The organism is Achromobacter kerstersii, from assembly GCF_902859595.1.
Taxonomy (GTDB): domain Bacteria; phylum Pseudomonadota; class Gammaproteobacteria; order Burkholderiales; family Burkholderiaceae_B; genus Achromobacter; species Achromobacter kerstersii.
Map to the genome: position 1 here is coordinate 166,839 of NZ_CADIJQ010000010.1, position 12,640 is coordinate 179,478.

The window sequence follows — 12,640 nt, forward strand, 5'->3', positions numbered from 1 at the left end:
GCGGCTGTTCCACTTACATTGCCGGCAAGCAATTTGTCGCCCGATACGGGCCTTTCCCTATTGCGTGATCAGGATGCCTCGACGATTCCTTCCGCCGTTTCGCCTTGGCCGCCGCCCAGATGCAGTTTGCGCATCTTCTCCCAGAGCACTTTGCGGCTGATGCCCAAGGTGTTGGCGGTGTCCTGCCGGCGCCATCCGTTGACGTCCAGCGCGGCCAGGATACGGGCGCGTTCGGCGCGCTCCGCATCGGTGAAGACGGGCGGTTCGCACAGCGTGCTGGCGCCGCCCAACGCACCTGCTGCGCGCAGCGGTTCGGCAATCTGATCAAAAATGCGTTCGATGCGGGGCTGGTCCCAGGTTTTGAACTGCTTCTGCATGATGGCCACGCGTTCGGCCACGTTGGACAGTTCACGCACATTGCCCGCATAGCGGGTACGCGCCACGCGCTCCAGCAGCCAGTCCGGCGGCTCCCCTTCCCCGCCCAGGCGCTCAAGCAGCGAACGGAAAATAGCGATCTTCTCTTCGCCGCCGCGCTGTTCCAGGTTGGGAATACGCAGCTCGATCACCGCCAGCCGGTAATACAGATCGGCGCGGAATTCGTCCTGCCCCACCAGCACACGCAGATCTTTATTGGTGGCGGCGACCAGCCGGAAGTCCACCGGCACCTCGGCGGTGGAACCCAGCCGGGTCACGGTGCTTTGCTCCAGCACGCGCAGCAGCTTCACCTGTTGGTACAGCGGCAGATCGCCGATTTCATCCAGGAACAGCGTGCCGCCATTTGCCTGTTCGAAATAGCCCTTGTGTGCGCCCACCGCGCCCGTAAAAGCGCCTTTGGCATGACCGAAGAAATGCGCTTCGAACAAACCTTCGGGAATCGCCCCGCAATTCACGGCTACGAACGGCCCGTCGGACCAGGCCGCGCGGTCGTGCAGCAGACGGGCAATGCGCTCCTTGCCCACCCCCGTTTCGCCATGGATCAGCGCATTGCTGCGGCAGTCGGCAAACATCTCGGCTTCGGCCAGCAACGCCCGCATCGGCTCAGACACCGCGATCAGCGGCTGCTCGCGCTTGGGCGCGGTGCGATTGAACTGGTCCAGCGTGCCAAGCAGCTCGAACAGCAGCTTGCGCAGGTCTGCCGTGGTGAAAGACAGCGGCAAGGTGTACGAGTATTCGGGCGGGTAGTAGCGCGAATCGCGCCCGCGGGTTTCGGCCGACACCCAGATAACAGGCATTGCCTGCACCGATAGCCAGTCATAGCCGCTGAACCGGTTGTCGCCCATCACCGATACCGACACCAGCGCAACCGCCGGACGCGTCGGGTCGCGCGGTGGCGGAAACGCGGTGCCCGCATCCGCCCGCACCAGCGACACGTCCATGCCCGCCAGGCAGCGCTCGGCGCGGCTGGCAATATCGGAAGTGCCTTCCCAGACGTACACATCGAACTCGTCGCGCGCGAATTTTTGAGTCATCAGTACACCAAGCGCGGCTGGCCGCAATCCACGGACAGCAACGAAACGTCAGTCTGGCCCACGCTCAGACCCAGCAGGTCTAGCAGTTGCTGCAACAAGGTAGACAGCGGCGCCAGCACGGGTTGCAACAGGTTCACCACAATCGACAGCACACCGCTTACCTGCGAGCTGCCGCTAAGCGCCAACGAGGCGACGGAATTGATACGGCATTGGCGGATGGCGCTAGGCGTCAAGCCCAACGCGCACACCACGTCGTTCACGGGCGCCAGCAACAACGAGCTCAGAACATTGCCGACCAGTTGCAACGTGCCGCCCAACACGCCCGTCAGGCCGCCTGTGGTCAGACGCGCGCTTAACTGGTTCAGCGCAGTCGTGGACCACTGCAAGTTATTGACGACCTGCGTGATGGAGTTGCCGGCGCTGCTGCCGCCACCGCCCACCAAGTCTGTGGCCAACGCCGTGCGCTCGGCCGCCGTCAGCGGCGTGCCGGTGTTGAAAAGATCGCCCAAGATGCCGCCGATCAAGGCGTCTGACAGGTTCGATGCCAGCGCGCCCAGGTTGACGGACGTGGCGGTCACCGTCTGCGTGGACGGCGTGCCAGGCGGTTCGGTCAGCGTCACGGACACGGGCGCCGTTGAATTGAATACCGGCAACGTCACCTTGGCCGTCAACGGCAAGATGCCCAGCACATTCAGCACCTGATAGCGCTGGATGGCGGAAAACGAACTGACCTGGCAACTGTTGGTCAGCGACACGAAGTTGGCGGCGGTTTGATCGGTGCTGGACGTCATGCCCGGGAACCGACCCAGGCAGATATTCGCCACGGACGACGTCACCGCGATCGTGGCTTGCGACTGCGTCAATGGCGCCTGGCACAGATTCGTCAGCGTGCCCGTGGATTGCGCCACGTCCACGATGATGGGCAGGTCCACCTTCGTGCCTAGCGTGTTCGCCAAGAGCGGCCCCACCAGCGGAATGTTGCTGGTATTCACCCGGATGTACACGCGTATGCCTGCGCTGGTGGCTTGCGTGCCGATGCCGCCAATCGCCAAGGTGGGCGGCTCCACCACGCGCACGCGGGCGTCCACGCCCAGCAGCGGGACGCTCAGGCCCAGATTGATCAGGTTCTGGCCGTTGGCCACGACCAGCGCGGTTTCAAGCAGGTTGAGCGCGTTGAGATTCGCCGACAATGCGCCCGTGGCATCGCCCCCCACCACCGACAAGTTCAACACGCCGCCATTGCCGAACAGCTTGACCGGCAAGTTCAACGGCATCACGGCCAGCACGGTATTGATGGCGTTGCTGACCAGCCCCACGTTCGCGCCGGCCGTGCCGCTTTGGTTGACGACCGTCAGCGTGGCTTGCAGCAACTGGCCCAGCGTCAGGTTGTTGACCGCGGCCAGCTCGGCGGGCGTACCCACGCCAGTTGCAACCGACAGCGGCAAGCCCAGCGCCTTGAGCAAGCCCGAAGGCGTGATGTTGACGCTGGCAAGCCCCGCGGCATCCAGCACGTCCAGCTGCGTGGGCGTTGCGCCCACGCTCGACAGCAATTGCGACAACAGGCCGCCGCGTTGCAAGCGCAGCAAGCGCGAGCCCACCATGAACGCCGCAACGGGCTGGGTGTTGGTTGCCACCGCGTTCACCGACACCGTCGTCCCCAGGCCCAAGACGCCAAACAGGCTACTCAGGTCCTTGCGGATGGTCAGGCGCACCGCATTGAGCGTCTGCGCGCCAGTGGGATCGAACACATGCATGCCCGTGGCGTCGGCGCGGGTGGAATCCCAGAGCTTGCATTCCACGGTGATGTCGCCCGCCGCGAAGGTGTCGAAAATATTGGGCACGTTCGCCAATGCCGACGTGCGCCCCGCCGTGACGGCGCGCGTGCAGTCAGCGGCCGAGCCCATGCCCAGCACCTGCACCGCAGACAGCGCGGCCAGATCCGCCGCCTTCTGCATTTCGCGCTTCATGTAATAGCCATAGCCCAGCTGCGCCACGCCCAGCAACAGGATGCCCACCAGCACCGCGAACACCACGGCGATGGCCATGCTGCCGCGCTGACGCAGCGGCGGAACACGAAGAGGAAGGGCTGGCATGACGTTAGCAACCTTGGAGGGGAATCGCGCGCGGGCGCCGCGGGTCCACGCTTAATTGGTGTTCTTCGTCTCGACCCGCTTCTGCAAATATTCCGGTATGGGATGCGAGAAGCTATCCAGATAGCGGTTCCAGGCTGCGGTGGATACGGGCCCCAGGACGGGTAATGCGCCGCCCGCCCGCCGGCCGTCCGCCTGCGCCGCGAGCAAGGCGCGCGTGACGTCGCCGAAATTTTCTTCAACGGCGGGGGCCGATGATGCCGTTTGGGTGGCCGCAGCCGCCGGTGCGGCCTGGGCGGATTGGGCGGACTGCGCCGCAGGCTGCGGCATCGGCGTCTGCACCTGCTGCACCACCGGCCGCTGAGGCAACTGCGCCTGGGGCAATGTAGAAGCGGGAGCGGCGGCGGCGGCAGGCGACCCGGCAGGCGACCCTGCAGGCGTCCCGGCAGCCGGCGCGCCACTCGTCATGTTGCCGGTCAGCGGCGCGTTCGATTGCGCAAGGGATGCCAACGGCATCAACGTGGCCACCGCCACCGCCAATGTCAGGGGACCAGAAATGCGGAAATCGGGCATGCGAAAACGAGACATGGTTGGCTTCCTGAGTTCGGAGTTAACGCACGATGGGGCCATTGCTCAGCCCTTCCATCAACGGACTCATCATCGGCATGACGATGCCGCCCCCGCTGGACACCCGCGTCGCGGGCGAATCCGCCGATGCCGCAGACACCGACGGCGCCGCTACCGTCGACGCCGAGGGCGACAGCGTGCGCTGGCTGCGGATATCCGAGGCCAAGCGCAGCACCTGGCTGCGCGCCTCATCACCCAGTTGAGCCTGATCCATCAAGCGCTGCGCACGCACGGGTTCGCCTTCCACCAGCAACAGCACCGCCAGATTGGCCAACACCTTGCCGTTGTCGGGCGCCAGTTCGGCCGCCTGCCCCAACGGCACACGAGCCCCTGACGGATCACCGGCACGCAAGCGCGCGTAGCCCAGGTCGCCCAGAATGCGCGGGTCCATCGGCGACAGCTTTGCCGCGCGCGCGAAGTCGTCAGCCGCCTGATCGAACTGCCCGCGCGAACCCGCAATCAGGCCCAAGCCATGCCAGCCGTCGGCAGCCTGATCAGTGCTGAGCAGCGCGCGATACGCCTGCTCGCTCATGGCCACCTGCCCGGTCTGCCGCAAAGCTTCCGCACGCAACACGGCCACGCGCGGATCGTTTCCGAATTTCTGCTGAAAAGCGTCGATGTAAGCCAGGGATGCAAAGTAGCGATCCTGGCGCTGCGCTTCCGAAATCAGCGACAGCATCATTTCGGGCTCTTTCGGACGGCGCTTGTTCTCGGCATCCTCCTCTTTCTGGCGTGCCAACGCCTGCTCCTGCTGTTGCTGCTGAATCAATTGCCAAGCGCTCTCCGCGCTATTGCTCTTGCATCCGGCCAGCCCGGCAACGGCCGCGATGGCTGCCGCCATCAAGGTCCAACGCAGGGCGCCCTTTTTTCTTCCCATGCCACCAGCCATCACAAGCCCCCCAAGCGCGACATACCGCGCAATACCGCAATGAACCCTGCGCCGCCCGTCACGATCAACAGCGCGGGCAACAGCGTCAAGATCATGACCCCCGTCATCTTCACGGTGGTCTTGCCCACTTTTTCCTTCAGCTCCAAGCGACGTTTGTCGCGCAGCCGCTCGCCGAACCGGTTCAACGGTTCCTGCACCGCGCCGCCATGCTGATCCACCTGCGCGATCAGGCGGCAGATGGCGGACAGGTCGTCGTTATCAAAGCCCGTCGCCAGGCGAGCCAGCGATTGTTCGCGCGTGCGGCCTCGCACATACAGTTCAGACGCCAGACGCAGCTCGGACGACAGCACCGGCAGCACCTGCGCGAATTCCTTGATCAGTACCTGCATGCTTTGGTCAATTGACAAGCCGACGCCTTGCAGCAGACGCAGCAAATCAATCAGCAGCGGCAGCTCGTCAGCAGCCATGCGCCGCCGCCGCGCCATGCGCCGCCGGACAATCCATTTGGGCAGCATGTAGCCAATCGCAAACCCGAAGAAGGCGGCGATGAGCACGCCCATCGATGAGTTGATCAGGTGCTTCTTCAGGTCCAGCACCACTGCCAGCACGGGGAACAAGATGGCCAAGCCGAAACGCGCCGCGACAAAGCGCGAGCGCGCGGTGCCGATGTCGGCGTAGCCGGCCATGTCGACCATCTTGCGGTCTTCGGCGGCCAGCAGCGCGTCGGCCAGACGGCCTTCGCTAAGACGTTTGCCGAACGCGTCCGCCGCACGCGTGGCCGAGGCGAACTTGCCCTTGCTTGCATCGGCAGGCGCCACTGCCGCGGATGCCCCCGCATTCTTGCGCGTGGCCAGCGCCTGCTCAACCACCTGCCGGCTGCGGCCCTGGCCGCGCAGGCGCCGCGTCATGCTGACGCCCAGCACCAGCATCGCGCCAGCAACCAGCATCAGCGCCACCGCCAGCACCGTCGAGGCATTCAAGGATTGCAGGATATCCATCGTCGCCTCCTCTTAAATCGACTTGGCCATGCGGTACAGCCAATAGCAGCCGCCCAGTTGCAGACCCACCGCGGTCAGCAGCATCTTGAAGCCCACCGGGTCTTCCCACAGGCCCATGAACAACTTGTTGTTGGCCACGATGATGAAACCGGCAATGCCCACGGGCAGCAAAGCCAGAATCCATGCCGACAAGCGCACTTCGGCCGAGCTGGCGGTGAGCTCGTCGCGGGCCTGTGACACGTCGCGCATGAAGGCCGCCATACGCTCCAGCACCTGGTCGCTGCGCCCGCCGAACCGCATGGCCAGCGACACCACCGCGGCAATCATGTAGAGCTCTTTCAAGCCGTACATGCGCGACACCTGCACCAGCGCGGCATCCAATTCCTTGGCCGAGCGGCTCAGGCTGGCCGCGGTTTCCACCACTTCCAGCAAGGGCTGGTCGGTGGTTGCGGCGGCCGTCTGGAACGCCGACCCCATGCTGTTGCCGATCGTGATCAGGCGCACGATGTTGTCCAGAAATGCGGGCAGCTGCGAGATCATGCGCCGCTGGCGGCGGTCGGCGCGCAGCCACAACATGAAGTACATCAGCACGGCCAGCATGATGCTGGTCACCACGCCAGACAGCGGCCCCAGGAACAGCCAGGCGAGGACACCGCCCGCAATCACAGGCAGCGTGATCCGCAGATAGAAACCCGGGGTTTGCCGTACGCCTGCCAGCAGCAGCATGCGGTCCCAGCCCGAAAAGCCGCTGCGCAACGCGCTGCCGCGCGCCGCTTCCGAAAACGTGCCTTCGGCCGGCGTCTCGCGTCCGCGCTTGAGCTGGTTGTCGAGAAAATCAGAGCTGGCCTTGCGACGCGCGCCGCTATTGGCGTGACGCCACAACAGCACCGCCCCGACGGCAAGCAGCAGCGCCATGCCTCCCAGGATCAGAGCGTCTTGCATCAGCGCCTCCGGCTCCAGAATCCGCCGCCGCCACCGCCATCGTTATCCCCTTGCGGGTTGTCGTTGGCGCGCGCTTCGTTGCGCATCTTGGCCAGCTTGGGCGTGTGCGGATGAATGCCCAGCCAGTTCCAGCGGTCTTTCTCTTCGCCTTCAGGCGTGGTGAAGGTTTCGTGGCGGTAAAGTTCCTGCGTGGAGATGACGTTGTCGCCCATGCCCGTGACTTCGGTCACCGACAGCACGCGCCGCTTGCCGTTGGACAAGCGGCCAATCTGCACAATGAAGTCCAGCGCGCTGGCAATCTGCCGGCGCAAGCTGTCTTCGCTGCCCTGAAAGCCCGCAAAGCCCGCCAGCATTTCGATCCGGTACAGACATTCGCGCGGCGAGTTCGCGTGGATGGTGGCCATGGAGCCTTCGTGCCCGGTGTTCATGGCTTGCAGCATGTCCATGACTTCCGCGCCGCGCACTTCGCCCACCACCACGCGGTCAGGCCGCATCCGCAAGCTGTTGCGGATCAGTTCGCGGATGCTGACTGCGCCACTGCCGTCGAACCCGCCCTGGCGCGATTCCAGCCGCACCACGTGCGGATGGTTGAGCGACAGTTCGGCGGTATCTTCCACCGTCACCACGCGTTCCGTTTCGGGGATGAAAAAGGCCAGCGCGTTCAGCAGCGACGTCTTGCCCGAGCTGGTGCCGCCTGACACCAGCACGTTGCAACGGTTCTTCACGGCTTCATGCAGCAAGCGGTAGATCTCTTCGTCGAACGTGCCCAGTGTCAGCAGGTCAGCGGGCTTGAGCGGGTCTTGGCGAAACTTCCGGATCGACACCATCGGGCCATCAACGGCCAGCGGTTCAATCACCACATTCAAGCGGCCGCCATCGGGCAAGCGTGCATCCACCATGGGGCTGGATTCATCCAGCCGACGACCGATGGGCGCCAGGATGCGGCGCACGATGCGCAACACGTGCTGGTTATCGGTAAAGCGCAGCGTCTCGCGGGCCAGCACGCCGCGCCGCGACACAAACACGTTGTCGTAACCGTTGATCAGGATGTCTTCCACCGCCGGATCGGCCAGCAGATCTTCCAGCGGCCCCAGGCCCGCCAGTTCCTTGGTCAGCGCTTCGGCAATCTGCCGCATTTCGCCTTCGTTGATGGGCACGCGGCGCAATCGGACAAAGCTGGCGACTTCGATATCAACGAATTCCTGTATCGCCGAACGCGCCCAGCGTCCGAACTCCGCCCCCAGTTCCTCGATACGGGACAGCAGGTGTTCGTACGCCGCCGTTTTCACTTCCTGGAAGCGGTTTGACGACGAGAACCCTTTGTCGCCATCGCCGCCGAACTCTATGGTCGCTGTCATGATCATGTCGGATTCCGCCGCCGTCCCTGAATCTTGCCGTTAACCAACGATCATGCGGCGGTGCACGCCGGGCAGCCAGGTGGCCAGCCAGCTTGCCCTCCCGCCGGGGGTGTTCTCTTCCGCGCTGAGCTTTTCCGCCAGCGTCTGCACGGCGCGCACGTACACATCGCGCTCGGCCTCCTCGTGCAGCAAATGGCCCTGGTTCGTGCACACCATCAGCGCCAGCGTGCGGTCGGGCAAGGTGCCAATCAGATCCAGCTGGAACCGGTCGGCAATCTGTTGCGCCGTCATGCCATAGCGTTCGTCGTAACGGTTGACGATCAAGCCCAGGCTGCGGCGGTCGACATGCAGTTGCTCAAGCTCTTGCAGCAAACCGGCCAGCGACACCAGCGCACCCACACTCTGGTCGGTCACGATCCAGTTCTGTTGAGACGACCGCGCAAGACCCGCCACGAATTCCGGATTCGTGAAGCCGCCTGCATCGGCCACGACCACGCCGAAATGCTGGCGCATGCGTTCAAACACCAAGAGCGAATCGGATTGCGAGACATCTCGCATCTGGTTCAGGTCGCGCGGCAAGGCCAGCACGCTGAGTCCGTTGGGGGTGTGCGCCATGGCCGATCCCAACAAGGTGGAATCCAGGCGGCGCAAGTTGCGGGCGGCTTCGGCGAAATCGAAGTCGCTGCCGATATTCAGATACAGCTGGCAATCGCCAACGGGCCAGCCCAGGTCCATCAGCGCCACGCGGCTGGACAGAGGCAGCATCGCGCCCGCCTGCTCCGGCGGTTTGGCGGGCTTGGCGCCCGCCGCCGTGGCGCGCGCCGCATGCATGTGTTTGAGGCGGTCTTGAACCATGCCGGCAAGATGCACGGCCAGCGTGCTGGTGCCGACACCGGGCCGCGCGCCCAGCAAGAGGACGCTGCGGCGCGAGCCGTCCATGCGCCCGCCGCCCGCCGGCACATCCAGCAAGCGCAACACCACTTCCTTGACCTCCTCGGGCGCCACGGAGGGGTCGACGAAATCGCTGACGCCTGCACGCAATGCCGCGATCGCGCCTTCGGGCTGACTCAAGAGGCCCACCGCCACACGCGGAACAGTCGGCGCAATGCGCGCCAGCAACCGCGCCAACTCCGCGGACTTGAACAGCTTGCCCGGTTCGTCTTCGCTCAGGGTGAAATCCAGAAACACCACCTGGGGGGCAATTTCGGTCAAGCGCCGCGCCAACTCTTCCACGCCAGGAGTCTCCTGGGTCAACATGCCCATGTCACCCAGGGCATGTCCAAGCTGCGCGGCAACACCATCGCCTTTAGAGCAAAACAGGAACCGCTTCCCATTTTGCAGGCCCACCCACTCGCTGGCATGTGTCTTCATATTGCTCACCGTGAGAATCCCGGCATTTGTTCGCCGCCGACGGGGCCCATCAAGTAATAGCCCCAGGCATTGAATGTGGAATCGGCACGCTCCTGGCGGCCCCCGGGTAGTGGCAGCGTCACCCCGCGCGCAATCGGGCGCACGAGACGCGGCGTCACCACAATGACCAGCTCGGTATCCTCCTGGGAGTAATCGACGCTGCGGAAAAACGCGCCGATGATGGGCAGGTCGCCCAGCATCGGAACCTTGTTGACCAACGCTTTGGTCTGGCGCGACACCAGGCCGCTGATGACGAAGCTTTCCCCGTCGCCCAGTTCAACCGTCGTATCTGCCCGGCGCGTACGCAGCGCGGGGATCATCGTAGGGGCTTCAGAGCCGTTGGGAATGGAGATGCCGTTGTTGTAGTCCAGCTCACTGGCTTCCGGCGCGACCTTGAGCGCAATGCGTTCCCGCGACAGCACCGTCGGCGTCACCGTCAGGCCGATACCGAAGGGCTTGAAGGTGATGGTGGTGGTGCCCAGGCCGCCGGCTTCCGGAATCGGCAGCTCGCCGCCGGCCAGGAAGCTCGCACTTTGGCCCGTCAACGCCACCAGCGTCGGTTCCGCCAACACGCGCGCCATGCCGTTGGTTTGCAACAGGCGCAGACGCGCCGCGAAGTCGTTTGAGTCGTAGAACAGTGAAAAGCCCGAGGCGATGGCGTCGCCCCGTACGAACCCCAAGGCCCCCGCCAAGGTGCCGCTGGTGCTGGCCCAAGGCCCGTTGCGAGCGGCGAAGTTGATGCCCGCCTGCTTCAACACGGACCGCGACACTTCCACGACCTTGACCTCAACCTGCACGACACCGCCCGTGCCCGCGGTGGACACGTCGACGACATTCTTGTCGCCTACCGCTGCAGCAGCCGCCTTGGCGGACGCGAGCTGGCCCAGCGGCGTTTCGGCATGCCCCGACACCACCGCCCGGTCGCCCGCGATATCCACGTTGGCGCCGCTTTCCAGGCCACGGCTGGCCAAGGCCGCCTGCACGCTGCCCGCCACGCGCACGTTCCAAATCTGAGGCGCGGCGTTGTTGCCGGTCCAGATTTGCAGCTGAGTGCTGCCGGCCTTCTTGCCGTAGAGCAATATCGACCCCGCCCGCTTGCCTGACGCCGGCAAGACCTTCACGTCCGCCACTTCCGGGTCGCCGATGGCGATGCGGCTGGGCGCCCCGCCATCCAGCATGAGCGACTGCTGGCCGCGCACGGCCACCGCGATGTCACGGACAGGCGCATTCGCACCTGCCGCAGGCGTGGCGGTTTGCGCCAGACTGGCGACACCGTAGGTCATCGCCGCTGCGGCCGACAGGACGCATATCAAGGTGGTGCGCTGATATTTCTTCATTGTGCTGGATCTACTTGTTTTGAAAGGTCCAGCCGCGGGCGGCACCTGGCCACGCGCAGCCTCGGTCAATAACGCACGCGCTCGGATTTATCTCCCCGCACGATTTCAACGGTTCTGCCGCCGCCCCCGCCGCTGGAACCCGCCACGCGGTTGGGCGTCGTGCGGGCGGCTGGCGTCGTGCCATCAAGCTGCACCAGGCTGTCGCCGGCGAACGCGCGGTTCGGGCCGGTCAGCAAGGCCTCGCGTTGCGCAGGCGTCAGGTCGGCGCGCGTGGACAACACCGCGCCACGTTTGGCGAACAGCGTCACGTCGGGAACGGCGTCATCGCCCACGGGGCGCAGCGCCAATTGCAGGCGGCCCGCGCGGCTGGCCAATATCAAGTCATTGATCTGATCCACCGGCACGGCCAGCACGGCGGTCTTGGCAGGCTGGCCCGGACCTTGTTGCAGCACGGATTTTTCTTCCGGCCCATCCACGGATTGCCGGCCATAGGCCAGCACGCGGACTTGCGACTGAAGCAGACGCGCCTGGCCGCCCGGTACTTCGGGGCTTTTCTCGACCATGAAGAACACGTCGACCAGATCGCCCGGCGCAATACGGTTGCCGCCGCCGATGACCTCATCAACCGCCACCGCCACCGCGCGTTCGCCCGGCTTGAGCTGCTTGGCTAGCCCTTGCGCCAACAGGCTGGGAACGATGGGATCGCCCACGGCGATATCCACCCGCGTGACGGCGCCTTCCAGCGGCGTCACGGAATCAAAGCTGTTGGACAAGGCGACTTGCCACTGCGCCACCATCAGCATTTTTGCGGAATCGATGCGGGTGCCGGCCGGTATCGCTTCCCTGGCCACCACGACGGGATGAAAGGTGACTGGCGGCGCGGCCGGTTCCTGCGCAGCCGCCACCGGCGCGGGCGGCGCCGGCGGCGCGCTGGAATGCGACGCCAAACGCCACGCCAGGAAGGCCAGCAGGATGCCCGCCACCAACAAAACGCCCGCGATGATCTTGCTAAGACTGCTCATGGTGTCCCTTGCGATATCTGCACGATGGCTTTCGATGACAACCGGGTGGGCACCCAGTTCTTGTTCGTGCCGGGCAGCATGACGATGAACGTCTGCAGCGTCGCCAGCAACGGCCAGGACTGGGTGTTGTAAGTCATGGCGACCGTGGCGCAGTTGGCCGTCTGCCCGCCCGAACCGGCCCATGTGCAGGGCGCGCGCGTTGTCGCGCACGCCACTGCGGAACCGGTAGAGAACACGCTCATGGCGGCGACGCAGGCATCGCCCTGCACGTTGTTGCTGCCACTGATCTGCGCATACACGGCGGCGCGAGCGCCTTCCGTCGCAGCCGACGCCAGCTGCTGCTGCATCCAGAACAGCACGCCATAGCCGACCACGGCGCAGACGAACATCAGCAGCATGGTCAGGGTCAGCGAAAGTTCGAGGGCGGCGATGCCACGCTGCCGCATCAAGCGGGGTGACAACGCAAGAGACCGGCGGGGCGATGTCGGCAGCGGCATA

At 65.0% G+C, this 12,640-nt stretch carries 11 protein-coding genes; all 11 read right to left on the reverse strand.

Features of this window, described 5'->3' with window-relative positions; genetic code table 11:
• Positions 1 to 68: 68 nt before the first annotated feature.
• Positions 69 to 1,469, reverse strand: a complete 1,401-nt coding sequence (locus tag HV765_RS25005; RefSeq protein WP_054426490.1) for a sigma 54-interacting transcriptional regulator — start codon at positions 1,467 to 1,469, stop codon at positions 69 to 71.
• Entirely contained in the window at positions 1,469 to 3,562 is a 2,094-nt protein-coding gene (locus HV765_RS25010; RefSeq protein WP_175171357.1) for a TadG family pilus assembly protein, read from the reverse strand. Before HV765_RS25010 ends, HV765_RS25005 begins: the two co-directional genes overlap by 1 nt.
• Positions 3,563 to 3,613: 51 nt before the next feature.
• Positions 3,614 to 4,147 (reverse strand): DUF3613 domain-containing protein, encoded by a 534-nt coding sequence (locus tag HV765_RS25015; protein ID WP_175171358.1) that lies wholly within the window; start codon positions 4,145 to 4,147, stop codon positions 3,614 to 3,616.
• 22 nt (positions 4,148 to 4,169) lie between these two features.
• On the reverse strand, positions 4,170 to 5,063 hold the full coding sequence (locus tag HV765_RS25020) for a tetratricopeptide repeat protein (protein ID WP_254600723.1): 894 nt from the start codon (positions 5,061 to 5,063) through the stop codon (positions 4,170 to 4,172).
• An 11-nt stretch (positions 5,064 to 5,074) separates the two neighbouring features.
• Positions 5,075 to 6,073: a type II secretion system F family protein gene (locus tag HV765_RS25025; RefSeq protein ID WP_054426494.1), complete on the reverse strand. Its 999-nt coding sequence runs from the start codon at positions 6,071 to 6,073 to the stop codon at positions 5,075 to 5,077.
• 12 nt (positions 6,074 to 6,085) lie between these two features.
• Positions 6,086 to 7,015, reverse strand: coding sequence for a type II secretion system F family protein (locus HV765_RS25030; protein WP_175171359.1), 930 nt, complete (start codon positions 7,013 to 7,015; stop codon positions 6,086 to 6,088).
• Positions 7,015 to 8,379 (reverse strand): TadA family conjugal transfer-associated ATPase, encoded by a 1,365-nt coding sequence (locus HV765_RS25035; RefSeq protein ID WP_054426496.1) that lies wholly within the window; start codon positions 8,377 to 8,379, stop codon positions 7,015 to 7,017. Before HV765_RS25035 ends, HV765_RS25030 begins: the two co-directional genes overlap by 1 nt.
• 33 nt (positions 8,380 to 8,412) lie before the next feature.
• Positions 8,413 to 9,753 carry a MinD/ParA family protein gene (locus HV765_RS25040; protein ID WP_054426497.1) on the reverse strand — a complete coding sequence of 447 codons (1,341 nt, stop codon included), beginning with the start codon at positions 9,751 to 9,753 and terminating at the stop codon, positions 8,413 to 8,415.
• Positions 9,750 to 11,120 (reverse strand): type II and III secretion system protein family protein, encoded by a 1,371-nt coding sequence (locus tag HV765_RS25045; protein ID WP_082387193.1) that lies wholly within the window; start codon positions 11,118 to 11,120, stop codon positions 9,750 to 9,752. Before HV765_RS25045 ends, HV765_RS25040 begins: the two co-directional genes overlap by 4 nt.
• A gap of 65 nt (positions 11,121 to 11,185) precedes the next feature.
• A complete protein-coding gene (gene cpaB / locus HV765_RS25050; RefSeq protein WP_175171360.1) occupies positions 11,186 to 12,142 on the reverse strand; it encodes a Flp pilus assembly protein CpaB in 957 nt (318 codons plus the stop codon).
• Complete coding sequence (locus tag HV765_RS25055) at positions 12,139 to 12,639, reverse strand: TadE/TadG family type IV pilus assembly protein (RefSeq protein WP_175171361.1); 501 nt, start codon at positions 12,637 to 12,639, stop codon at positions 12,139 to 12,141. The genes cpaB and HV765_RS25055 overlap by 4 nt, the downstream gene beginning before the upstream one ends.
• Position 12,640: the final 1 nt, after the last annotated feature.